The organism is Bacillus sp. FSL E2-8887, assembly GCF_038007205.1.
GTDB lineage: Bacteria > Bacillota > Bacilli > Bacillales > Bacillaceae_G > Bacillus_A > Bacillus_A mycoides.
This window is the reverse complement of sequence record NZ_JBBOWS010000002.1, coordinates 379,821-405,794: the sequence shown is the minus strand read 5'-3', so window position 1 is coordinate 405,794 and position 25,974 is coordinate 379,821. Positions and strand designations below refer to the sequence as shown.

Annotated in this window: 19 protein-coding genes and 3 pseudogenes; 3 read left to right on the top strand and 19 right to left on the bottom strand. The window is 33.2% G+C overall.

The features are described from left to right. Positions 1 to 262: 262 nt before the first annotated feature. The 15 genes and pseudogenes from NSQ08_RS29135 to NSQ08_RS29065 form a co-directional block, all read right to left on the bottom strand. Complete coding sequence (locus NSQ08_RS29135) at positions 263 to 982, bottom strand: SDR family oxidoreductase (RefSeq protein WP_340780551.1); 720 nt, start codon at positions 980 to 982, stop codon at positions 263 to 265. Between the two features lie 270 nt (positions 983 to 1,252). Next, positions 1,253 to 1,462 (bottom strand): annotated as a pseudogene (locus NSQ08_RS29130) (Tn3 family transposase); the annotation flags it as partial. Between the two features lie 87 nt (positions 1,463 to 1,549). Continuing rightward, on the bottom strand, positions 1,550 to 2,932 hold the full coding sequence (locus tag NSQ08_RS29125; protein WP_340780550.1) for a HAMP domain-containing sensor histidine kinase: 1,383 nt from the start codon (positions 2,930 to 2,932) through the stop codon (positions 1,550 to 1,552). Positions 2,933 to 3,300: 368 nt separating this feature from the next. Then, a complete protein-coding gene (locus NSQ08_RS29120; RefSeq protein WP_033716523.1) occupies positions 3,301 to 4,377 on the bottom strand; it encodes a phosphodiester glycosidase family protein in 1,077 nt (358 codons plus the stop codon). A 66-nt stretch (positions 4,378 to 4,443) separates the two neighbouring features. Next, entirely contained in the window at positions 4,444 to 5,514 is a 1,071-nt protein-coding gene (locus NSQ08_RS29115) for an undecaprenyldiphospho-muramoylpentapeptide beta-N-acetylglucosaminyltransferase (RefSeq protein ID WP_002144043.1), read from the bottom strand. A 72-nt stretch (positions 5,515 to 5,586) separates the two neighbouring features. Further along, entirely contained in the window at positions 5,587 to 6,045 is a 459-nt protein-coding gene (locus tag NSQ08_RS29110; RefSeq protein ID WP_002144041.1) for an NUDIX hydrolase, read from the bottom strand. Between the two features lie 78 nt (positions 6,046 to 6,123). Then, a complete protein-coding gene (locus NSQ08_RS29105) occupies positions 6,124 to 6,474 on the bottom strand; it encodes a DUF6572 domain-containing protein (RefSeq protein WP_002144039.1) in 351 nt (116 codons plus the stop codon). Between the two features lie 14 nt (positions 6,475 to 6,488). After that, positions 6,489 to 7,391, bottom strand: coding sequence for an NAD-dependent epimerase/dehydratase family protein (locus NSQ08_RS29100; protein WP_340780549.1), 903 nt, complete (start codon positions 7,389 to 7,391; stop codon positions 6,489 to 6,491). Then, complete coding sequence (locus NSQ08_RS29095) at positions 7,388 to 8,374, bottom strand: UDP-N-acetylglucosamine 4,6-dehydratase family protein (protein WP_340780548.1); 987 nt, start codon at positions 8,372 to 8,374, stop codon at positions 7,388 to 7,390. Before NSQ08_RS29095 ends, NSQ08_RS29100 begins: the two co-directional genes overlap by 4 nt. A gap of 247 nt (positions 8,375 to 8,621) precedes the next feature. Further along, a complete protein-coding gene (locus NSQ08_RS29090) occupies positions 8,622 to 9,635 on the bottom strand; it encodes an LCP family protein (RefSeq protein WP_340780547.1) in 1,014 nt (337 codons plus the stop codon). A gap of 403 nt (positions 9,636 to 10,038) precedes the next feature. After that, positions 10,039 to 11,457 (bottom strand): homocitrate synthase/isopropylmalate synthase family protein, encoded by a 1,419-nt coding sequence (locus NSQ08_RS29085; RefSeq protein ID WP_002144032.1) that lies wholly within the window; start codon positions 11,455 to 11,457, stop codon positions 10,039 to 10,041. Next, a complete protein-coding gene (locus tag NSQ08_RS29080) occupies positions 11,454 to 12,518 on the bottom strand; it encodes an alpha/beta hydrolase (protein ID WP_340780546.1) in 1,065 nt (354 codons plus the stop codon). Before NSQ08_RS29080 ends, NSQ08_RS29085 begins: the two co-directional genes overlap by 4 nt. A 14-nt stretch (positions 12,519 to 12,532) precedes the next feature. Continuing rightward, positions 12,533 to 12,970 (bottom strand): DUF441 family protein, encoded by a 438-nt coding sequence (locus NSQ08_RS29075; RefSeq protein WP_002144029.1) that lies wholly within the window; start codon positions 12,968 to 12,970, stop codon positions 12,533 to 12,535. A gap of 15 nt (positions 12,971 to 12,985) precedes the next feature. Continuing rightward, a complete protein-coding gene (locus NSQ08_RS29070) occupies positions 12,986 to 13,852 on the bottom strand; it encodes a HesA/MoeB/ThiF family protein (protein WP_002107139.1) in 867 nt (288 codons plus the stop codon). A 13-nt stretch (positions 13,853 to 13,865) separates the two neighbouring features. Further along, the gene (locus tag NSQ08_RS29065; RefSeq protein WP_002144027.1) at positions 13,866 to 14,714 is read right to left on the bottom strand and encodes a HesA/MoeB/ThiF family protein; all 849 of its coding nucleotides are present in this window, start codon (positions 14,712 to 14,714) and stop codon (positions 13,866 to 13,868) included. A 150-nt stretch (positions 14,715 to 14,864) separates the two neighbouring features. Here NSQ08_RS29065 and NSQ08_RS29060 point away from each other — a divergent pair. Next, positions 14,865 to 15,071 (top strand): annotated as a pseudogene (locus NSQ08_RS29060) (Tn3 family transposase); the annotation flags it as partial. Positions 15,072 to 15,377: 306 nt separating this feature from the next. Here NSQ08_RS29060 and NSQ08_RS29055 read toward each other — a convergent pair. Both NSQ08_RS29055 and NSQ08_RS29050 read right to left on the bottom strand, forming a co-directional pair. Next, a complete protein-coding gene (locus NSQ08_RS29055; RefSeq protein ID WP_340780545.1) occupies positions 15,378 to 16,988 on the bottom strand; it encodes an S-layer homology domain-containing protein in 1,611 nt (536 codons plus the stop codon). Between the two features lie 680 nt (positions 16,989 to 17,668). Further along, positions 17,669 to 19,999 carry a glycoside hydrolase gene (locus tag NSQ08_RS29050; protein WP_002144024.1) on the bottom strand — a complete coding sequence of 777 codons (2,331 nt, stop codon included), beginning with the start codon at positions 19,997 to 19,999 and terminating at the stop codon, positions 17,669 to 17,671. Between the two features lie 301 nt (positions 20,000 to 20,300). Between NSQ08_RS29050 and NSQ08_RS29045 the strand changes: the two genes are divergently transcribed. Continuing rightward, positions 20,301 to 20,852, top strand: coding sequence for a recombinase family protein (locus NSQ08_RS29045; RefSeq protein ID WP_340780544.1), 552 nt, complete (start codon positions 20,301 to 20,303; stop codon positions 20,850 to 20,852). Between the two features lie 11 nt (positions 20,853 to 20,863). Further along, positions 20,864 to 23,843 (top strand): annotated as a pseudogene (locus NSQ08_RS29040) (Tn3 family transposase). A gap of 675 nt (positions 23,844 to 24,518) precedes the next feature. Here the strand turns inward: NSQ08_RS29040 and NSQ08_RS29035 are convergent. Together NSQ08_RS29035 and NSQ08_RS29030 are read right to left on the bottom strand one after the other, a co-directional pair. Beyond that, positions 24,519 to 25,241 (bottom strand): thioesterase II family protein, encoded by a 723-nt coding sequence (locus tag NSQ08_RS29035; RefSeq protein ID WP_340780543.1) that lies wholly within the window; start codon positions 25,239 to 25,241, stop codon positions 24,519 to 24,521. Positions 25,242 to 25,257: 16 nt separating this feature from the next. After that, positions 25,258 to 25,932, bottom strand: a complete 675-nt coding sequence (locus tag NSQ08_RS29030; protein WP_043314397.1) for a 4'-phosphopantetheinyl transferase family protein — start codon at positions 25,930 to 25,932, stop codon at positions 25,258 to 25,260. Positions 25,933 to 25,974 lie beyond the last annotated feature (42 nt).

The window sequence follows — 25,974 nt, the reverse complement described above, 5'->3', positions numbered from 1 at the left end:
GCTTGCGGCATAAGATACGATTCCGTTAGGAATCTATGCGCTTTATTATCTTTTATTCTATTTTTGCACCAGAACCATTTATACTTAACATTAATCCTACTACAGCATAATTAGTTCTCTACTCTTATTGACTTACCACCTTTGGACCCATTTCAAGTTGGCTATTGTAAGAGCTAATAAGTGGTGCGTAGTTCACTGGTTTAACAAATAAATAATAGATTTGCAAAATCCAACTCAATTTAAGTCGGCTTTTCCTCTAGCATTATAAGCAAGATCCACCACTTGCATCGATTAACTCACCAGTTATCCAACGACTGTCTGATGATGAAAGAAAACCTACAATATCAGCTATATCATTAGGTTCTCCCCACCTATTAAAGGTCGATAAACCTGCATCATATTTTTGTCCATCTTGATTCCCCAATGTCTCAGTATTCATTTCTGTATTAATTATGCCTGGGAGAATTGCATTTACTGTAATACCACGGGCTAAAGTATAAGTGAGTGTATTAATTGCCCCCTTAGATATACTGTAGGCAAAAACACTTGGGAAGGCTATCCGTGTAACAAATGACGAAATATTGATAATCCGTCCTCCATCTTTTAAACGTGGCAAAGCCTTTTGAATAATGAAAAATGGAGCCTTCACATTAATATTCATAACCTCATCAAAAGACTCCTCTGTAGATTCCTCTAACGTTAAAATCTGCCCAATTCCAGCGTTGTTTACAAGTATATCAAATGTAGTATTACCTATATGTTTTTGAAGAGATTGATCCAATATTGAATACAAGTAATTTATACCGTTAAAAGTACTTAAGTCTGCACTGATTGCAAATGCAGAACCGCCATCTTGTTTAATTTTATGCACTACTCTTTCTGCTTCTTCTTTTCTTTTACTATAGTGAACTACGACTAACGCACCAGCTTGAGCCAAATATAAGACAATGCTTCGCCCTATTCCCCTACTAGGGGTCACCATACATGCCCATCAACTTAAGAGTAAAAATAAAATGAACCTTCGTTCAAATCAACTAAAAAACTCGTAACATACTTTTTTTTAAAAAAAATACGCTTTCTTTCTGTTTCCTTATAGGAAAGGATGGCGTTTTTTTTACACTTGGGGGTAAAGCAAATTCTTAAGTTGATGGGTATGGGGTCACCATATCATTTCGGGAAAATTGTACGTTTAGACACAATTTGGACACAAATCAACCGATTCCCTGTACGATTAAGGAATCGTTTATTCATTTTATTGCTTTTTTATCGAGTTTTTCTCTCGTAATGGTCTTAAATGATTGAAATTTGTTTTTTGGTTTAAGTTCCACACATAATCACCTGTCAATGTGATATGTTCCCAAACAAGTGAGGATATATGTTACGAAAAACTCTCTGAGATATTTACCATTTTTGCACGTAAAGCACCTACTGTACGTGGTATACATTCCATGTTCCATAAAATTTTTATCTTTGATAAGATGCAAATTTTTAAAGAAACAAACTATTATGATTGCATTCTAAATCGCACTGATAATTAGACAATATTAATTTATTCTAAGCTCTTTTGCATATACACATAAAATTCTATTTCATCTTCTTTAGTGTAAATGCCATATTGAAAATCATGCATTTCTAATATTCCTTTTACAATCGCTAAACCTAAACCTGTTCCAGATATGTCTTTACTTCTAGAGCTTTCTAAGACAAAAAATGGTTCCCAAATTTTTTCAATCTTAGTTGTAGTTGAAAATTCTATTCCGTTTTTTATACTAAACAACAACTGTTCACGAGACTCCTCTAACTTAATTTCTATCTTTTGATTTGCTGTATATCTAATTGCATTTGAAATAAAGTTATTAAAAACCATTTCTATTTTTTCTTTATCACCAAATATAAGTATCTTATCTTGTGGATATTTAAAAAATACATCTATATTTTTGGATTTCATTTCAATTTCATGCGCTTCTAAAACATTGTGAATGTGTGATACTATATTAAATTGTTCTTTTTTTAATTCATTTCGTTCTATTTTTGCAAATTTCAAAAGTTCTTCAATTAACTTTGAGATGTTATCAGTTTGTTTAATAACAGTATCTAGATATGTTCCATCATCTAACCCATCTTTGATTCCAAGAGAGTATGCTTTAATCAATGCAATAGGCGTTTTTAATTCATGTGTAATATCACCCATAACTCTTTTTAAATTTTCATTTCTGTGAGTTAAGTCGTGATGGGCTTGGCATAGTTTATTACTCATTATATTTATACTCTCAGCCAGATCTTGAATTTCATCATTGGTTTTTATATTAGTTTGTTTAAAATCTAAGCTTGAAATATCTTTTGTAACAATACTCAGTTGCTTTAAAGGATCAGTAATCTTTTTAGATTGTATCCATACTAATACGATTACTATAACAATAGCTATACTGAATATAGAAATATTAAAATTATTAAGTATATTTATCATTTCATCAGAGTGAGCCATAGATACCCCTACCACAATAAACATATCTTCTTTTGAGAGTAAATTAGCAAAGAATTGGGACTTTAATTTTCCTTGATCATATAGTTCACCAGCTTTCTCGCCATTTTCTACTTGTTTTAATTTTTCTATTCCAATCCAAAAACGATTTAATGTAACTCCTTTCTTTGAAAGTTCCTCATGTAAAGACCCACTCAAATCTTTTGGTATATTTGTTATAGGTGTATACACAATAGTCAGATTATACTTTTGTTCCATATTTTGAATGTTATTTATAAATTCTTCTTTTGATTGATTTTGTATTTGTATCGTCACAATATTAACTTTTTCCCTTGTTTTATATAAGTAATATTTAGGTAAAAAATAATTTGTCAATAATAATGACAGTGTAAAAATAAGAAAGATTATAATTGATATATTTATAAATAATTTTTGAGCAAGTTTACTCATAAATTCCCCCCACATTAAATCCTATGCTTGGATATATTTTTATGATTTGATTACTTATATAGAAATTGAGTTGAAAAAGAAAAACATTTCAATATCATGGCGGAACAAGTTCATCACTCCATTCAAAGCGGATAAGACGTATAGTAGAATACTAGAAAACGAAGCATTAGCTGACATCGAATTCATACATATGATAAAAAAGGACAAACTTTCCAAGGGGAGAAGTCTGTCCAAAATCAGAAAGAGTTTATCCATCGAATGTTTGGCCTTGTAGCATAAAATACGACTTCGTTAAGAATCTACTATCATCGACGTTCTTCTTCATCTATTTACACCATAATACATTAGTTTTGATTAGTTATAATATTTTAGTCTAGATCTGTTAATGAATTAAGATCCGTACTTTTCCCATCTATTTTTATTTGTACTTTTTGTTTTGGATTCGCTGTTATTACCCAAGCATTCGGTAAGAATCGATCCTCATGAGATAAAGTAGACGGTGAATTTCTAACTTCCCCTCCTAAATATAGGGTAGCAGAAGACCCTCCATCCATAGCCATTGCATTTATAGCTCCTTTTTCATACATAATATCTTGACATTCTTTCAACGTAGCTCCTATACTTTGCGCCTGTCGACCATCTATAACTAGAAACATAATGGAGCCATCTTTTTTCTGAGCCATTATACTACGCGGTCCAGACCCCCAACCTCCGTCACCTTCTGTTATCATTTTTTTCCCGTTTACAATTAACTGTGGCATGAATCCTGCTGCAGAAACAACTTGTTTATCCAATAGTTGATGTGGAGAGTAATTCCCAGTTATCATTTGACCAAATTTTGTTAATCCAGTAATGATTGCTGTAGAATTCTTATCGTGATTTGTATCGATAATTTTTCCATCTTCTATTACAATTCCAGTTGCCATACTTCCCCCGCCTCTTCCTGTTTCATCAGCAAACCCACTCGCATTCACAGCAACAATCGCATCATTCCTTTTTGCCATTACGCTAATTTTTTCTCCCTTGTCTTTTCCCTGTGTACCTTGATGAGTAACAAGTTTGACATTGAAAGGATTACTAATGGTAACTAATTTTCCCTCAAAATGAAAGCGACTGGTTTTGTTACTTTTAATGGTTTCTACATCAATTTTTAAGGGTTGGTTTTTTAATTCTTTTAATCTTTTTTCTGCTATTCTGTTATAGATTCCATTATTACTATTTTCCCATTTAGGATTATTAATAATTTCTCTCACTTTATCTAACTCTTTTTGAGATAAGAAGGTGTATTTTACGTATTGTGGGTGTTGAGAAGTCAGTATACTCTCAGCAACGGTTATACGAAGCCCTCGACCATATTCGGTACCGAATAATATACCTATACCAATAAGAATGAAAATACAAAAAAGGATTAAAAACCTTTTTAAGAATTTCCTTAGATGTTTCACAGTTTTATCCTCCTCGATCAATTGATTACATGAAGGAATTAGACTATACATTCCAACTCAAGTTCATCAGTTAGGTTGACACGTTTCACTTATTAAATTAACTAACTGATGTATCCCTTCGTTATTTTTCCTTTTGAAGTTATTCATATTTTGAATGTACGTTTCTTTATTGTTATATAATTTTTTTATCGTATGAATAAACGTATCATGTTTTGTGTCTTCTTGAAGTAATACTTCAGCGTACCCTGAACGTTCAAAATATTTTGCATTTATTATTTGATCTCCTCTACTTGAACCACTAGTAAGTGGAATGAGAAGCATTGGCTTTTTCAAAGTCAACAGTTCGGAAATAGCGGTAGAGCCCGCTCTTGAAACTACTATGCTAGCTAGATGGAGTATATCAGGTAATTCCTCTCCTATATATTCGAATTGTTTGTATCCTTCCATCTCAATAGATAAGTCCACTTTCCCTTTTCCACACATATGAACAATATTAAATTCCATCAATAATTTATCCAAATTCTTTCTTACCATATCATTAATCCACTGTGCGCCTTGACTTCCGCCCATTATTAGTAACATAGGTTTATTTAGTTGAAATCCACAATAGGCTTTTCCACGTAATCTATTACCCCTTAGAATTTCTTCTCTTACAATTGGACCAATATAAGTCGTTTTTTTGGAGTTTAAATTCTTCCCTGTGTCAGGGAAAGTTGTACATAATTTCGTTGCAAAAGGAAGGGCTATTTTATTAGCAAGTCCCAAAGTACTATCTGGTTCACGTATAATAATAGGTATCTTATTCAAACGTGCCCCTATAACTACAGGAACAGATACAAATCCGCCCGCTGAAAACACAATATCTGGCTTCATTTTTTTAATTAATCTATAACTCTGTAAACATCCCTTTATAATTTTGAAAGGATCTTTTATATTATTCCAATCCCAATACCGCCTAAGTTTCCCTGTTGAAATACTATGATACGGTACATTTGTAACTAACGATTTTTCAATTCCGTTGTGAGACCCAATATATTGAATATCCCATTCCTTTTTAATAAATTCAGGGATTAGTGCCATATTAACCATGACATGTCCGGCGGTACCGCCCCCAGTGAATAGTATTCTTTTACGCATAAATGATTCCACCTTTATTTGTTTTTTTCTCTTTACCATTTCTATCATCTCAATAGTTCTCAAACCAAATTATTAAATATCCGTTTTTTTCAAAAAGTCATAAAGAATATTTTTGTGTGTACTTAGCATGGCTTCTGGCAAATTATCAACTTTATAAAAATGTAATTTTAAAGATTCTTCATCTGATATTTGTAAATTCCCTCTGAACTTTTTAGAACTATACACAATGGTAATCGCATAAAATTCATCTTGATTTTCCAGCTTTCTAAAATATGACTCCCCAGAAAACACATTAAATAGTGTAAGATCCTCTACTAACAACCCTGTTTCTTCATACACTTCTCTTTTGGCAGTATTTTCAATCGATTCTCCTAGTTCCATTAGCCCACCGGGAATCCCCCATACTCCTTTTGGTTCCTTTCTTTCTTGTAATAAGATGCGATTTTCTTTATCAATTAAAATGACAACAGCTCCGACTAAAATCAAAGGGCGATGTCCTACAATCTTTCTAAGCTCTCTCACATATTCCATAATCTATTCGCTCCTAATGAATGATGCAAAAGCCATTAAAGATTATTTTTCTCTTTTGCGTTTTATTTAAGTTCCTAATCAAATAAACTTCCTATATAGTTGATTAGTTTTATAAATCATCAATTTATAACCTTTATCTTGTAAAAGATCCTCTATAATTTCATAAAAGTCATTTCCAAATTCACTACATTCATACTTAGCAAATATCTGTATGATAAACTTATTTCCCCCAGCTGCTCCAGGGATTTTTTCATAAATCTCTTTACTCTCCATAAATGTTACGCATTCATTTATTTTTTTCTGTAAAAGTGATGCATGTTTCTCCTCTTCCTTCCAATCTAATACATCAAAAATAGATATATTTATGGTATCTTTATCTTTCATATCTATAGAAAATATATCTACCTTATTTATAGGATGGAGTGCCATTTAATAATTCTCCTTTATTCTTTACTTACCCTCATGTATTCCAATACATCTTGCAATGAATCTATGAATTGAATTTTAGGAGACCAGCCATGTTTTCTAATATCATGTAAAACTAAATCATATTGATCTTTGCTCTTCACATTATTTGTTTCTCGTATCCGAAAATCTAAGTTCGTTATTTCTTTATACACATTTAATACTTCTAATAATGAACGTTTTATACCCGATCCAATATTATATTTCTTTCCTTTTTCACCTTCACATAGTAATACATGATACGCAGCAACTGCATCACGAACATCTAAAAAATCTCTTGTATCTTGAAGATCATTAACTTCAATGATCGGCTCACATTTCCCCATCTTAATATCTACTAGTTTCCTTCCAATAAGAGAACATATCCCTGTAGATTCACCTGGGCCAATTAGATTGGAAGGCTTTGCTATAACGATATTCGAGCCCATTAATTCTCCCCATGCATCGGCAATCAGTGCTTGCATTGTTTTACTTAAACTATATGGATGTGGAGGTATGCTACTTTTTGTTAAATCATACTGCAGTGCCGATCCTAAAATAAGCGTCTTACAATTTGGAACCTCTTGTCTCAGTGATTCTAATAAATAAGAAGTTCCCATTATATTGACTTCCATGCTCTCAAGAGGATTCTTCCATGATTCTAAAACAGAATTCCGTCCTGCTAGATGTAATACATAATCAGGTTTTATTCTCTTAATTAAGTTCATCACTTCTGTTTTTTTTGTCAAATCACACACAACACTATTTGGAAGCTTAATTGTACGAGAATGAGTTTGGAACATGGGAATTACGTTTATACCCAGCTTTGAAAAATATTGATACGCGTGTCGTCCGGTGAAACCATTTACACCCGTAATCAAAAGACATACATCTTTTTTCATGATATGAAACCTCCCTTTTTCAACATTTTCTTCACTTCACTTTTTTGTAGAAACTCCTGTTGAGAACTATAATTCGATAGTGTAACAGGTGGATAATTGGAATAGTGTTCCTGAAGACCTTCTATATGAATAGTAGGCAATACTACAAAATAATCTTCACCAAAACATATACTCGTTTTACTTTCAACTTCAGAAAGCAAAATTTCACTTAATTTCTCACCGGGACGAATCCCTAATTCCTTTATTTGTACATCTGCGTTCTGAGAATCTTCAATTAAAACTTCTGCCAAATCAGTGATTTTACAAGCTGGCATTTTCATTACAAATATTTCTCCACCTTTTCCTTCTTTTGTTGCTTTAAATAACAATTCCACTGCCTCTTCAATTGTTAAGAAAAATCTAGTCATATCAAAATCTGTAATACCTATTTTTGAATATTCCTTAATTTGATTCTTAAAAATAGGTACTACACTTCCATTTGAACCTAAAACATTTCCACCTCGGACACAAATAAACTTTGTTTTACTTGATTGTAAATTTGCATGGATTATTAGTTTTTCTCCAATTGCTTTTGTTATTCCATATGTGTTAGATGGGTCAGCAGCTTTATCAGTTGAAACATATATTACTTTTTCTACATTATTTTGAATGGATGCTTCAATTACATTTTCTGTACCATTTATATTCGTTTTAATTGCCTCATAAGGTTGGTATTCGCATACTGGAACATGTTTCAAAGCGGCAAGGTGAAACACATAATGAACACCTTTACAAGCAGAAACTAACGCCTCTTTATCACGAATATCCCCAATAATAAATTTAAAATTATCATGATTATTAAATTGTTGTTGCATTTCAAATTGAACCGTTTCATTTCTTGAAAAGATTCGTATTTCTTTAGGGGATTCTTTTAATAATTGTTTGATAAGTTCGTACCCCCAAGAGCCTGTACCACCAGTAACCAAAATTGTTTTATTATACAATTGCTTTTCCTCCTAACAAATAACTCACTTAAACTTGCGAAATATCCATTTAATAGATAGCCATATCAAGTTCTAATTTTTTTATAAGTTTGTATATATCTTTCACTCAATGCAATAATAATAGTAGTTTGTTACAAACAAGTGACATTTTAATTGAAATGAACTTTTAAATATTTCTCTCAAATTGGATTTTCCGGGGATAATATACTATTAAAAAACCAACTACTTCATGAAGTAGTTGGTTTTTTTACAAACTTTTATGATTTGAACTGTTTGTTACATTAAGATGTTTTTTCAATTGATTTGAAATTTCATCAACACTTTGTTTATTAGGAACAGCATAATAAACGCCATTTATATACTGATCCTCACATTTTACTTGCATTTTATCTAATACTAAATTACCCCCCATCATATTTTTAGCAACTACTCCCATGTCCTCAAATGTTAAATTTGTTTTAATATCACCATGAGCCGCATCTAATATATCACCTAATTTTTGAATAGAACCAACAGATAACGCTTTTTTTGCGATGGCTTCAAGTACTAATTGTTGTCGTTTCCCCCTCATAAAATCACTATCAATTTTTCTTGTTCTTGCTAAAGCAAGAGCTTGTTCTCCATCCAAATGTTGCATACCCTTTTCAAGATGGATAGTACCTGCTTGATCTTTACTATCTTGTTCAGTAAACGTTATTGGAACATCAACATCAATACCACCTAAAGAATCTACAATTTTGGTAAATGATTCAAAGTTGAATTTTATATAGTAATCAACTGGAACATCTAAAAAATTTTCTATTGTATTAATTGTACCATCGATACCACCATATGCATGTGCATGCCCAATTTTATCCATTATATTCTTTGAGGGAATAAATACTCTAGAATCGCGTGGAATGCTTAATAACTTCACTGACTTACTATCTTTATTAATAGTGGCTAATAATAGGGCATCTGAACGAACTGCTTCTCCATATTGCTTTTTTCGCCCTTCACTTTCATCAACGCCCATAATTAAAATTGAAATATTATTTTTTAGGGGGTCAACTGCCGTTTGACGTTTATCCGATTTGTTCCCTCTATCTAATTCTGCATACGCATCCTTTATAACAGCCCTAGCTTTCATAAATATATGGACACCGTAAAAACTTCCAAAAAAAATGAGAAAGAGTAATGGTATAACAACAAATCTTCGTCGACGTTTTTTCTGTTTCCGCCTTTTCAAATATTCATCCATGGATTCAGAATTATAATTCATGTAAATTTCTCCTTTTATTGATCAACAAAATAGGGATTGTTTAGTTATTGTAATGTGGTTTCAGCACTCTCTTTAGAAAGAGTAAAGTTCAGACTCCTATATTTGTCTTCCCTAATTACTTAACTAAGTATACCGTTCGTTTGTTACATTTGTTTGACAAAATAAAAAGGAAAAACTAATTGAATAGTTTCTCCTTTTATTTTGTATTGTAGTGAATGTTATACCCCCACGCCCATCAACTTAATCAGGGCCATTCAAAAAACAGATAGAATTCAAAGAACATATTGAATTCTATCTGTTTTTTATTTTTTCACATAAAGAACATTGAGGCTGCTTATACTCTTATCAGTCAGATAGTTTACTAAAACATCATCATAACAGAAATAAAAACTTTTTTATTTAATTAATACACAAATACTTTTGATGAGTTTTCCTCTAACAAACTAGAATTATAATTAGGTGCTAGTACGATGTTTGTATATGTCCCTGTACCCGAGACGTATTTGTACCTATGTTTTAACCCCGATGGAATAAAAACAGATGCTGGGCTTTCAAACATTTGCAATTCCCCTTCAATTTCCACTTCACATATGAGACCTGTACCATCTATTCTATTCCCCCAGAAAATAAAGGCACTATCACAATGATGTGCGTGGGTATCTACATGTCCTTCTAAGTTTTCATCCATATTGGCGCCGTAAAATACACGCTGTATTACATAAAATGAAGCACGTTCATCAGTTCTATAATCCATCTGTACCCAACGCTCTCCTGGACCATCACGATGATATAAAAGCTCAGATGCTCCTTTTACAAATGGTTTACTAACTCGGAGAGACTTTGAAAGCCGAGGCCCTTTTCTTTCTATACGCTTTTGTTGTATGTTCCTTACTCTTCCTATCATTTCAGGTTGAATACCCTCATATGCTGAGTAATCCTGCTGAACAGCTTTTATATGATAGGATGCAGTATGAGTAAATATATTCTTTCCAATAATCGGTCTCCAATGATCTACTTGACAACCGGTAGCTAATTGGAGTGATTGCGTTAATTCAGGGATCATCTGTAGTTTAAAGCACTGTAGATTACGCTTTTGAGATAAAAATACTGATAAATTTAGCAAATCAACAATTCCAGCACGTTCACCTATTCCGCACAATGTAGCATCAATGACAGATGCCCCTGAATCAATTGCAGCAATAGCATTTGCCGTGGCTAATCCTAAATCATTATGAAGATGAACTTCAATCTCACAAGGGAATGTCTCAACAGATTTCTTCACGATTGTCGCACACTGACCTGGTTCCCAAATTCCTACAGTGTCTGCTAAACTGATTCGATCTGCTCCAGCTATATGTGCAATCTGTCCAATGTAAGCGATATCTTCCCATTCCGTTCGTGAAGCATCTTCAATAGTAAAACGGATTTTCATTCCTAAAGATTTTGCTTCTTCAATAGCATGTTTCACCTGATTAATAACATAATCTTTTGATCGATTGGTATACTTTGTTTGTAAAGAAATAGGATTAATAGACGCCCAGATTCCTATCCAATCGGCACCAGCACGATAAGCCGCATGAACTTCTTCTTTTTTCGCCCGAGCATGCATAAGTATTTCGGCGTGCTTTGCAGATGCTGCAACTTCTCGGCAAACCTCTTCTTCTTCTTCAGAGATGCCAGGGTGTCCAACTTCGATAAGACTTACTCCAAAATCCTCTAACATGTGAAGTAATGTAATTTTGTCTTCCTTGGAGAAACGAATACCACATTGTTGTTCTCCTTCACGCAAGGTAGCATCTAATATTGTTAAACCCTTTTTCATTCCTGTTTGCCTTCTTTCGCTTCTATAAAGTTTAATGTTTGTTCGAATAGGGTATTACGATTCTTTTCATAAACAGCCCAGTGTGTAGCATCAGGGATTACTACTTCTTTTTTTTGTTTGGTACTTGTTAATTTTGACATCATATTTCGGTCTGCAAATATGTCATCTTCCCCGTAAATGACAAGTAATGGAGTGGTAATCTTAGATACATCATATAGGGGCTGATTTTTCCAAATATAAAATAAATCTTCAAGTGGACCGACTGGTCGACGAATCGTTTGATTATTTTTCTTACTCATAGTATCTGAATCAATAAAAACTTGTTTTACGGCATCCATTGCTTCGTTTGTAACAATTTTTTTATTTCCCATCATCATATGCCAATGATGCATTCCTTTATCAAAGTCCACCATTTGATAAGCTGGTGCTTTAGGATTAAACTGATTAGGTTGTAGTGGGTTTTCGAAAGGCTGTGTCATCATAGGAAGTGTGAACCCATGCATATATCCATATAAAATAAGTTTATTAATATCTTGAGAATGGGATATTGCATAATTTCCAGCCACAACACCTCCATATGACCATCCAACAATATGAATTTTTTTTACGTTTCTCTTCTTTTTAATCCAATTTACAATTGTTTCTAGATCCTTAGTTGCATCATTCAAATGAATAACCGGACGGTTTTGGGCAGGAGGATCTGACATTTCTTTAGGGCGAGAAGAACGACCAAACCCTCTGAAATCCATAGCCCAAGTATCATACCCTTTTCTGGCATACTCATCCATCCATGAAAATTTTGGTACATCAAATGCTTGAGCTGTAGGTACACTAAATGGTTCTAAAAATAAAATGATTTCATCAGATGTATACTGTTTTTTATTATTTAAGTTTTTATGAAGTAAAAATAAATTTTCTTCTCCTTGCTGAATTTCTAATTCTTGTTTTACCACTTTAGAAGTTTGATCATTTTGAGAAGTTTCTTTGATATTAGAACAACTAGACATAAGTATTATAAAAAAAATCCCTACTAAACTAATATGTGTCCATTTTATCTTCATTTAGAATATTCCTTTCATTTCATAGAAATGATAGCTATGATTCCAGCCGCAATAATTAATCCGGCTGGTAACCCTTTTGTAAATAATACGGCAATAAGAGTACCTATTAAGACACCTAACAATATCGTAGGATTCATAGGTAGAACTCCTACACCTTTTCCTCCTATGTATGACACAGTAAAACCTGCTAGAATGGATCCTAATCCGATAGGAGAGGTAATTAATTTTATTACGTGTTCACTTGTAATCTTTCCAGATGTAATTGGTACTAAAAGGAATAGCATCAGAAAGAAAATACCAATTGTAAAAGAATATTGTTGAATAAGATGTAATAAAGTTTTTTGTCCAACAGCAAGTAAAACTCCTAATAAACAAGCCGCACCAGCTAGCGCATAATCCTTAACAAGTAGAGCGAGTGTAACAATAATCCCCAGTAACAAAAAAGGAAGCATATTCTCTTACCTCATCTATAATGTTGTATAATCCCAACTATCATTTTCAGGTACAGACACATGTACCATATTTTGATTTGCAAGGTTAATTTGTATTAAATTTGGACTTATTACAGGTTTTAAGTCTTCTCGATTTATTATAAATTTAAATGCTTCAAAGCTTGCTAGAATGCCTACGATATTCGCAACGGGAGACAGCACAGCCCATGGACGATCTTCTTGTACATAATTATTTGCCCATTTCTCATCCGCACCATGCTTGACGGAATGAAGAGCACGTCCATCTTTTAATTTATGAATTTTATTTTGCATTTCTGGTGTTAGCTCTTGTTGATAAGACGGATATCCTAACGCGATTTCATAAGGCGTAGAGTCAGGAGTTAAAGACATGACGCCACCTCTAAAGGGAGGTGTAACTGCAATCCAAATAGAAGGAATCCCTAATTTTTGAGCTGTACGATGGATAATTACTCTCGCTACTAAATTATCAGTTGCATCTATAATGACATCTGTATTCGTTAGAAGTTCTAATGCATTGTCCTCGGTAACAAATTCTTTCGTTATCTCTATTTGTAATAATGGATTAATGTCTTGCAAAACTTCTAAAGCAACATCTGCCTTCGGCTGTCCTAATTTACTGTTGGAACTTAGCATTTGTCGATTGATATTGCTTGCTTCAAATACATCTTGATCAATAACATGTAAAGAACCCACACCCATTCGCGCCAATTGGATGAGAGTAATTCCTCCTACGCCCCCTGCTCCAACTACAGTAACTCGGGAATTTTTTAATTTCTCCTGCTCTGCTACAGAGATAACACCAATATTTCGCGTAAAACTTTCTTCGTATATATTTTGCATATCATTATTTTTTGTTAACAAGTTATATTCCTCCTTACAGTGTTTTATAATCCCATCCACCCTTTGGGACTTCTTTTACTTGAACCGGGATATGACTATCTAAATCCATTACAATGCCTTTAGGCGCTCTAGCTAGAGGTTCACGACCAGTTAAAACTTGTATTGCTTCATGAAAGCTAAATAGTGACAATAGATGAGCACGCATCGGTGTGATAATCCAGCCTGCTTTTCCATCACAAAAATCTTGCGCCCACTCTTTTGGTGCGCCTTTCTCCACAGAATACCAAGCTCGACTTTTCTTTATATCAGCAATCTGTTGTCTTAATTCTTGATTTGTTAATTTGCATCCGACACTTGAGATGTTTAATGCCTCTTCATAAGGAATTCCGGTTGGAAAAAATGTAGAAACAAATCCTCGTGTTGGGGGGCTACCTGACATCCCCACACTTGGTATGCCTAATTCTCTAGCTGTTCTATGTATAATAACTCTTGAAGGCATATCATCTACGGCTTCTACTACAATATCATGCCCTTTTATAAGCTCGATTACATTATCTTCATCTACTCTTGTTTGTATAAAGTTTGTTGATATATAGGGATGTATATCTTTTACAACCTGTTCTGCAACTTTTGCTTTTGGTTCACCTATAACACTAGAAAGCGCTAACATTTGTCTGTTAATATTAGAAACTTCAAATTCATCGGGATCAACACCGGTAATATGCCCTATTCCCATTCGCGAAAACAGAATTGCTTCATATCCACCTACTCCCCCTAGTCCAAAAATAATGACCTTCTTATTTCGAAGACATTCTTGTTCCTGTTCAGAATACACACCAATATTCTTCTTAACCATTTCCCAATAATATGAATCCATATCCATTTTGAAGTCTCCTTTATATGTAGTAACCATTTCAAAAAATAATTCCTCTATATAAAAATAGCCTAGAAGTATGTCATTTTTGTGTGCTATTTGTAAAAAAATAAAAAACTTTCAATTCTTATTTTTTCAACAAATGAATATAACTCCATTTATAACGTCTTTCAACTTACTCGTATCCTGCATGAATACATCCAAGAAGGAAATGAATTATACGAAGAAGTACTATCTGATTTGAGTCCATACCTTACCTTTCATATAAGTCGATTCGGGAAATATGGATTGGACGATAATCGTCAACCACCCAATATCCAATTTGATATGGCCATTTCACCTAATGGATTAAAAGCTGTAATTTAAACAAAAATAGCCACAATCTATTTATAAATAGATTGTGGCTATTTTAAGTGGCCCCAAAAGAAGTAATCGTTGCCGTGCCTCAAGCAAAGTAAACACCCCAAAAGAAAAAATGAGTTAACTTCTTAAAACAGCTAACTGTAGAGAAAGAAACTTTTCATTTTGAGGTTACTTCAAAACCTTAGTTTGATAGCGATGGGGTATCACCACTTCGCTATCAAGCTAAGCTCATGTAACGTTAATTATAAGCGAGATTATTTCTTTTTTCGAAAGTCTATGTGTAGATGCTTTAAAGATTTTAGTTTTTTATCATCTGTTATAGTTGATATAACTAGAGTCATAATAAACCCATTGACCTGTTCCAATTCTTAGCCAACCGTTTTTTTCTTCATATACTGTAACTTTTTCGCCTTTACTTGCCTTTCTAACAGTAGAGTAGTTTGAACCTGCTCCGCTTCGAATATTTATCCCAATACCATTGATTTGAGCCGTTCCAATTACATTTTGAACACTACCAGTTTCAATTACTTGAAGCATGTTTAGAATGAATGATGCTGTTTCACCACGGGTTGTTGTTCCTTTAGGATCGTATTGATTGTCTCCCTTACCTTTTACAATACCTAAGCCATACAATCTTTGTACGTCTTCTTTATAGATAATTTGGTCTTTATCTACGAATGGTAAGTTTGCAACTGGCCCCCATAGATTTTTATACTGTAAAGCCCTGTTTACAATGATTGCTGATTCTTCTCTTGTAATAGGTGTGTTCGGGTCAAAATAACCGTCACCTCTACCTGCAATGATACCTGCACTTGCAGTGCGTTTAATACTATCTCGTAGAGTTGGGTTTGCATCGTTTAAGTCTTTAAATGAGCCCTCTCCGGCTGGCAAGTTTAGAGACTTAGAGATTAATTGAGCAAATTCGGCTCTTGTTACCGCTCTGTTAGGTGCGAAAATTCCGTTTCCTTCTCCTACCATAATCCCCCTTCTATTTAAATCTCGAATAGCTGACTCATACCACCCCCCTGTAATGTCGTCTGTTGGTTGAGAAAGGTTATTATAATTCCCCTCAACACCATTTATGAATGAATCCCATTGCCCATTATTAATCATGTTAGCGGGACAGTTTTTACCACTCCACCTTTGGTGTTTTACGATATTATTTAACGGTACACCCGTTTCTTTCATTAAATAAGCTACAAGTTTCTTAGCGTTATCTACTGCTTTACTGTAGTTACCGTCTCTGTTAACTGCGATTTCAATTGCAATAGATTCTCTATTACCAGGGCCATCACCGTCTCCCGCGTGCCACCCGTTCTCATTTAATGGCAGGTGTTGATAAATCTCTTTATCGTCTACTGTAAAATGCCATGATGCAGTCCGGTCTGTGTTTCCTACTGCTTGATTATATAGATATTGAGCGTGGTTTCTAGCACCTGCACCTACACTTGTATTATCAGTCTCATGAATTGTAATGTACTTTGGACTCATGTAGTTTTGAGGACGAATATTATCGTTACCTGCTGGAACAATCCATTCAGTGAATGGAACACCGTTTATTGTGCTAGAGATTCTAGGCGATACGGAAGGCAGACTACGTTTTGTTCTGTTTGAATTATTAGGAACAGTTAATGTACCCGTTTCTTCATGAATACCTTCTGAACGTTGAAGACTGTCTGCTTTCTTATTATCGACAGTACCTCTACCACGTCCATCTACCCCTTCAAAACTAGCTTCAATACTTTTTAAAGCCTGTTCATCTGATACTTGAAGTTGGTCTGTTTTACCTTGTTCTTGAATGCTTGTAAGTTGCTTATTGTTTACTGATTGTTGTTCCTCTGCAAATGATGTCAATGGTAAAGATAATACCGTTAATCCTGCTGTTAATGCTACTACTTTTTTGTTTAATTTAATATTCATTTCTACTTTGGTATATCTTACTATTTTAATAGATATACCTTCCCCCTTGTACTTCTTTTAGTGTGAATAATAGTTTAAATAATGGTAGTCTGAATCCCCAAAATAACGACTTTATTTTTCATTTCATATAATCAACTGAAATCTATAGGTCCTCCTAGATATGTCAATATTCCAAAGTTATAACACAACACTAGGGCTCCCCCACAACTAAGACCAATGAAAAGAGAATCCAACACAGATTTTTCTTCATAATTGTTTAAATCGATATTGGGGAGTGTCTCAAACAAATATCGAAGAGAATGATAAGGACTTAAATTGTTCTCTTTTGCAGCTTCAACCACACTATACATGAAGGTACTCCCTCTAGTGCCTTCGTAAAAATATGGTTTAAATAACATAAATAACCTTTAATGTACAAAACAATAACATTTACTTTATATTCCGTTTGTTTTCTATGAAATTCACAAATCTTTCAAAAATCCTGATTACAAATAAAAAGGGACTTCAAAACACAGAAATCCTTTTTTATGTTGGTTTTGAATAAAGTTGGATCAAAACTCAAGAGTTTTACCGTGACAGCTTTATTTAATAATGTAAAACGGTGCAGCCTTTTTGCAAACAGTTAAACTTTATTCAAAACAGTACGACTTTATTTCAAAGCAACAACTAAGTCATGTATCTTAGTATTTAGGAACTTCTAATATACTCTTTTTCTTCCCATCATATACTATAGCTGTTTTTGCTTTTATATTCTCATTATTATATATAAAATCTTGGTTTGAAAAATTCACAATCACTTTCATATTTTTTCCAAATGTTGTACTTTGAACTTGCCGATCTTCAGACAATACTTCAAAATTAGTCATTGGTTTTGTTACGGCTTTCTCATGAAATGGAGACCATACTTTCAAATAAGAGGTAATGATGGATTTACTTTTCTCCCATTCATTTTTATCAATATGATATAAAGGTGGTACATTATACAACATTTCAGATAACATTCTATTTCCGATCTCATCCTTAATTCTAAAACTTCCCCATGACCATTGGTGAGTCGTAATAATTGAATCATTATATACAAGTTTATATAACGGAATTGAATATACAGGATTATTATAAATATTTTTATAAATAGGTTTGATTGGTATTGTTTTGGCATTCGATTCTGGAATAGCACCATCTGGTGAAGTGGATTTATATCCGCCTACATAATATGGGTTCTTTTTATCCCTCATATCAGAATCGGGCCAAATCCCGGGTGTTTCTATTCCATGCGCAAAGGCAATTATATTACTAGCAAAGTCATTCCCACCTTCTGATCCGACGACCATATGCTTTTCTTCGCTAATATATTTCATTCTTTGCAATCTTGCTTTTACATCTTGTTCCTGAGTAGTAATATGATTTGGGGAATAATCATCATAAATTTCTCCTGTAGCATCGCAATCGACAAACCAAGAACTAAACGGTATATTATTTTGTAAAATATCACCTACACGTTCTTTCACACTAGGTAAGGATAAAGTTGGATTTAACTTTCTTCCTTTTCCTAAGAATCCTCCTATTTTTTCTCCTTTTTCATTAGATATTGTTGCATTTTCATATAAAGTTTTATCTTTAAAAGAAGCAGTATTCCAATCTCTACTTCCAACTTCATGAATCGAGTGATATGAATCATAAGGGCCGATTAAATACCCCATTCTATTTGCTTCTTCTACCATTTTGGGATTCATTAATCCATTAGCCCAATTAGGTAAACCTATCCATGCTTTTTTAACATTCGATTTCTTCATATCAACTAAAACATCTGTTGTTTCTTTCTGTTCCCATCGGCTTACTTCATCTACTGCATCTGTTAACTTACTCTTAATTAATCCTTTATTCAGTGTATATAGTTCTTGTTCACTCAAGTTTTGGATTCCTTTTTTCAACAATTCATTTGTTTCAGTATCTAGATTACTAAAAATGTCTTTATTATAAAGTTGTTCTAATTGTAATACCTGATTTATCGCATTAACTATTACTTTTTGCTGACTTTTGTCGATAGCTTGTTTATTTTTAATATCTTGCATAACAGTTTCAAAATCTTTTGAGCCATCCTCCGTATTTGCTTGCAACAATTGTGTAATCCAATTTGTAAATGTCTCATCCATTTTTTGTGTGAATTTATCCCACTTGATATTTTCTACTGATATCCCAGGGTGATCCCAAAAATAAATATGAGGAGCACCATATAATTTTTTAATGTTCGGATTTGTTTTTGCTTTTTCTTCTAGTGTCTTAAATTCTCCCTTTTCTTTTATATATTTTTTGTAAATATTCGCCATCGAAACAGGGTTTTTATCAGTTAGATACAATCTGAATCCATATTCTTTATTCTTGTTAATAGAAGGATATTGATGTGTAAAACTAAACTGTATATCGGAATCAGCAGTGAAATGAATATTATCGTTATACATATTATCAGCTATATACATAACGGAGTATTTAGATTTATTCAACACAAAGAATCTCATAGAAAAACTTTCTATGAATGACATGTCTTGATCTTTTAAATATTCTTTCCAGTTTGAGTCATTGCTAGGTATATTTTTTCCTTCCCATAATGGTAACGTATAGCTGTCTGCACTTACTTTAGGCCATGTAAATTCATTAGCTCCTTCAGACTTAGTAGATTTTAACTTAATACTTAAATAGGATTCTTTCTTTTCAATCTTCACATCTATTTGGTCATCTGGATAACTCCAAGATATACAATCATGTTTTTTTATTAGATTTGTTATTTTTTTCTTCGGTAGTGGTAAGGAAGCACTTTCTCTTACACCATCTTTTTCCACAAAAATTTCACCAGTTTCAGGATTCACATCAAAAGTGAAATTTTTGTATTGTGAAACCACGTTTTGTCCCTTTTTTGTAAAATCCTTTTGTTGCGCATAACTCAGGGATGGCAATGTAAGACATATTGAACTCATCAAGATTGGAATAACTATCTTTTTCATTTTTTTATTCATATTTATAAACCTCCTTATTTTTATTTCTATGATACAAATACATTGTGACAGGAATGTGACAATGTATTTTTTTATTTAGCTTCATGATGAGTGGCTCAAAAAAAAACGAATTCTTGCCGTGTCCCAACAAACTCTTTTTTGGGGACTCTTGTGTACAGAAAATTGTATGTTTCTGTACACGTTAATATTGAACAAAAAATTATAGGATTTCTCCTTTTTCGTGTTCAAAAACCTTGTAAACTTATCTATGTTCAGATAAATATATAGAATTAAGTTATTGAACAAAAGGAGAGAAAAAGGAATGAAGGTTGGATATGTTCGAGTATCTACAATTGATCAAAATTTAGACTTACAAATTGATGCTTTGAACTCTTATGGATGCGATAAAATATTTCAAGACAAATTGAGTGGGGTTAAAGATAATAGACCAGGTTTAGAGGAAGCGATTCAATATGTACGCCCTGGTGATTCCTTAGTAGTTTGGCGATTGGATCGCTTAGCTCGTACTATGCACCATCTTATTCAGATTGTTAATGAATTGAATGAACGAGGGGTTAGTTTTTATAGTGTTCATGAAAATATTACAATGGATCGTTCAAGTGCTACTGGTCAACTTATGTTCCATTTATTTGCTTCTTTTGCGGAATTTGAACGTAACTTGATTCGTGAACGAACTGAAGCCGGTAGAGTTGCTGCACGAGCAAGAGGTCGATTTGGTGGTAGACCAGAGAAACTAAAAGGCAAGGAAATCGATATGATACAAACCCTTGTTACCAATAAAACCCCTATTAAAGATGTAGCTCAAATGTTAGGGGTTTCTCGTACTACGGTTTATCGATATTTAAATAAATAGGGGGGAATAATATGGTAACAAGGGAGCTTCTCACTTCATCACAAAGGGCGTATTATTATGAAATTCCTGAATACATGGATCAACGAGAGATATTGCGTTATTACACAATATCTGATGAAGAATTAAAGATTATAAATAAACAGCGTGGAGCCGCTAATAGATTAGGATTTGCCATCCAAATTGCATACTTACGTTTTCCTGGGAGACCATTATCTGCAAATGAAAAAGTTCCAGATTTTATTGTACATACGATTGCGAAACAATTAGGAATTTCACCTTCAGCTATACAAAATTACGCACGTGAGCGTGATACAACTCGTCGTGAGCATCTCATTAAAATTAGAGGTACATTCGGATTTCGAACATTTACTATAAAAGAATATCGAGAGTTAGCACGTTGGCTTCTCCCTATGGCAATGAAAACAGATAAAGGACATCTTTTAGTGGAGGCTCTTATTATAGAAATGAGGAAAAGAAAAATCATTCTACCAGCCATATATGCAATTGAACATTTAGCATGGGCTGTACGTGAACGAGCGCATAGAAAAATTTTTAAACAATTAACAAAGGGCCTTACTCCCTCTCAATGTAAGCAACTCGATAGGATGTTAAGCGTAGGCAAGGGATATAAATATTCGTATATATCATGGCTTCGGCAACCTCCCGGTGTCATTTCGGTTAAAAATTTTCATAAGATTATGGATCGAATAGAGTTTATCCAAAAATTAAATTTACCTTTAGATAATGGAAAAGAAGTACATCAAAATAGATTGCTACAGATGGCACGTGAAGGATCACGTTATTCCAATCAACATTTATCCAGGTTTCATGAACGCAAACGACATGCAACTCTTATGGCCTTTCTCATTCATATTTATGCTTTTTTAACAGATCAAGGAATAGAGATGCTTGAGAAGCTAATGGGGAGAATGTTTAATCGTGGAGAAAAAAAACATAAGGACCACTTTCAAAAAGACGGAAAAGCGATTAATGAAAAGGTTCGTTTATACGCAAAAGTTGGAAAAGTTTTAATTGAAGCAAAAGAATTAGAACAAGATCCTTTTGAATCTTTACAATCTATCATTTCATGGGAACAATTTGAACAATCAGTAGAACAGGCAGAAGAATTAGCTAGACCAGCAGAATTTGATTATTTAGAACTACTAGATAATCACTATGGCCATTTTCGGAAATTTGCCCCCAGATTATTAAGAACGTATGTATTTAAAGCATCTAAAGCAAGTAATACTTTATTTCAGGCTTTAGAGATGTTAAAAGAAATAAACCTAGCAGGAAAACGAAAAATTCCTGAAACAGCTCCGATGGATTTTCTTAAGTCGAAATGGTTCAAACATGTGATTAAAGATAATGGTATTGATCGTCATTACTATGAGTTCGGTGTCTTTTCGGAATTATGTAATCACCTCCGTGCCGGGGATATGTGGGTTGTAGGAAGTAAACAATATAAGGATTTTGAAGAGTATCTCTCCACAAGAAAAATGGTATGAATTGAAGAATAAAAAACAAGTTCCCTTAACAATTTCAACAAATATCGATCAGTATTTACAGGAACGATTTCAGTTAATGGAAGAGCAACTTTCTAAGGTGACTCATTTAATTCAAAATCAGTTATTGCCAGATGTTGAAGTCTATGCAGATAAAATACAAATTGCATCTTTAAAGAAAATGATTCCAGATGAGGTCGAAGATCTAACTAGACTTATTTATAGTGTATTACCGCGTATTAAATTAACAGAACTATTGGTAGAAGTAGATAGCTGGACACATTTTAGCAAACATTTTGTTCATCTTCATACTCAAACTGAGCCGAAGGATAAATCCGTATTGTTCGCAGCTATTTTGGCTGATGGTATTAATCTAGGTCTCTCTAAAATGGCAGATGCTTGTCCAAATATATCTTATACACAATTAGCTTGGATATCGGATTGGTATATAAGGGATGAAAATTACTCCAAATCCCTTGGAGCAATCACTGATTTTCAGCATAAATACCCGTTCTCTTCTTATTGGGGAGATGGCTCGACTTCATCTTCTGACGGACAATTCTTTAGAGCCGGCGGTCAGTCTAGTCCGTTAGCACAAGTAAATGCAAAACATGGTGGGGATCCAGGATTAAGTTTTTATACACATATCTCAGATCAATACGCCCCATTTTATGTACAAGTTATTAGTTCTTCAGAAGAAGCGCCACATATTATTGATGGCCTTCTGTATCATGAAACAGATTTGAAAATTGAAGAACATTATACGGATGCAGCAGGCTTTGTAGATCATGTTTTTGCCATGTGTCATATGTTAGGATTTCGATTTGCACCTAGAATTAGAACGTTTAGTAAACATAAAATTTATACTTTTGACAAGCCCGTAAAACAACCACATCTGGAATTTATGATTGGTGGAACAATTAATATAAAGAAAATAAGAGATAATTGGGATGACTTATTACGATTAACTAGCTCTGTTCGTAATGGAACCGTCACAGCTTCTCTTATTCTAAAAAAACTTGCGGCTTATCCACGGCAGAATAGCTTATCTGTAACTTTACGTGAAATAGGAAGGATTGAAAGAACTTTATATACGTTAGAATGGTTACAGAGTCCCGAACTTAGAAGACGTGTACATGTTGGTTTAAATAAAGGTGAAGCAAAGCACGCACTTGCTAGAGCTATATTTTTCAATCGATTAGGAGAAATTCGTGATCGTTCTTATGAGGACCAATTACATAGAGCGAGCGGTTTGCAACTACTTATTTCAGCAATTGTATTATGGAATACGGTATACATATCACGTGCAGTAGATGCTTTGCGTGCAAAAGGAGTGGAAATTCCAGAAGAATATTTACAACATATATCTCCACTTGGATGGGAACATATTACGTTGACAGGTGATTATGTTTGGAACTTAAACCAAAAAACAAATTTCAATAAGTTAAGACCATTACGAGACAAAAATCCTATAAAAAAGCGGTAAAATAAATAACCAGTTCTTTAACGTACAGGGAACTGGTTAAAATGTGTCCAAATTATGTCTAAACGTACAATTTTCCCGAAATGATATAGTGACCCCTACTAGCACCTGTTACTAATGCAACTTCCCCCTTCAATTTATTCATCTCATCATCCCCTTGTTTAAAATTCTACTTAGTTATATCACAAGATACCCTTTGAAATGTTGCTCTCTAATTTGATATCCATAAAACAAAAAGGCCGACTCATAAGTATAAGAGCCGGCCTTTTCACTTCACATATACAGTAGCTTTACATACAGGTTCCCTAACTGTTATGTACCTTGTATCAAGTATAATGGTGTATTACCCAAATAATTAGCAATTCTTTCTTCCAGCCACGTAAGTCGATTACTGTCAATATGAGAAAGCACGACATGTTTAAATTCAAAAATGCTTGAATTTAATTTAGAAGATCATTTTTCTGGTGATAAAATAAAATGAGATAAGAAAACTTCACCTACAGGTAAAGCCTAAATATACTAAAGTTAATTCATATATTTTGCTTAGAATTCCATCATTACCTACCTTTGAACATTTCGTTGAGGCTTCTATGACTCCATTCAATGATATTCCAGCAGTACCTGTATTTTTCACCTTTAATTTTTGGTTTCTCAGCCATGATTGTACTTAGAAAAACTCTAAAAACTAGTTGAAAATCTTTTAGAATCTAACTTTCTTATAATTCTATTTGCTATTTCTTCAATATTTTCATTTAGAAAGAAATGATTACCTTTAAAAGAGTGAAAAGTACACGTTTTACTTGTGTATTGCTCCCATTTTATTACTTGATTATATGTAGTAAATTCATCATTTTCCCCATTAAATATAAGAAAATCAATATCACATGCTTGCATATTATTGTCATGAATATATGTCTCAACAATTTTAAAATCTGCTCTTAGAATTGGGAGGAAAATTCCCATTAATTCTTCTGATTGAAGTACCCCGGACGGTGTACCTCCCATTGCAATAACTTCTCTTTTAAATTGTTCGTTAGAAAGATTATGTCGGATATTTTTCATTTTACTATTTGGGTGGTTTCTACCGGACAAAACAAGAAATTCAGGCAATACGTTTTTAGAATCTTGTATTTTTCTGGCTACTTCATAGGCAATCAAACTTCCCATGCTATGCCCATATAGAATATAGGGCGAATGCTCTATCTGCTTAACTATACTAGTGTAGACATCATTTACGGCCTCTTCCATACTTTGGTACAAGCTTTCTTCAATTCTATATCCTCTACCAGCTAACTCTATTGGGACTACTTCAATATATGGATTAAAGTAATTTTTCCATTTTGCGTAACTAAACACAGATCCCCCAGCATGTGGAAAGCAAAAAAGTTTAGTCTTCTGCATTGATTTTCTCCTTACTTTAAAATTTGTTTATATTTTGGCAAATTGTATAAATATCTTTAATTATTATATCCTGCGGAAATTCTTCCCTTGTTGCACAAGCTGATATCTTATAATTCGGCTCAATGCTATATTGTCTAAAGTAAAAGTCTTTAGGTATATTCTTATATGAGATTAAAGTTCGTGACTCTTTTTTTATAGAAAATGAATTTAACGGGATATAAAGCCCTTTTCCAATCGTTTTTATATAGCTTTCTTTTAATGTCCATATATCATAAAAATAATTAATTTGTTCATCAGAATTCATACTAGATATATCATAAAATTCTTCATCTGAAAAAAACTCATTTGCTAATTTAAGAGCCTCTATTTCTGAAACTTTCTCTATATCAATCCCTACATTAGAATTAGCAGTGCCACAAACCACCCATTCTCCTGAATGTGAAATATTAAAATGAAAGTCAGAAAAGTTTTCAACAAAAGGTTTTCCATACTCATTATATATAAATCTAATTTCTTCATTACTAATTTTATACTTTTGGCAGACTAGAGATCGGATTAACAAATCTCCTATTAAAGTCCTATTAATATCACATAAATTTAATAACCGCTTCATTCGTTCTCTCTTCTCATTTGAAATCAAGTTACTAAATTGATTAAACAAATGATTTCCAATATTCTTTGGTATTTTCACAGCATGAATTTGTATGATAAATCACTTCCTTTTTAAAAGGAT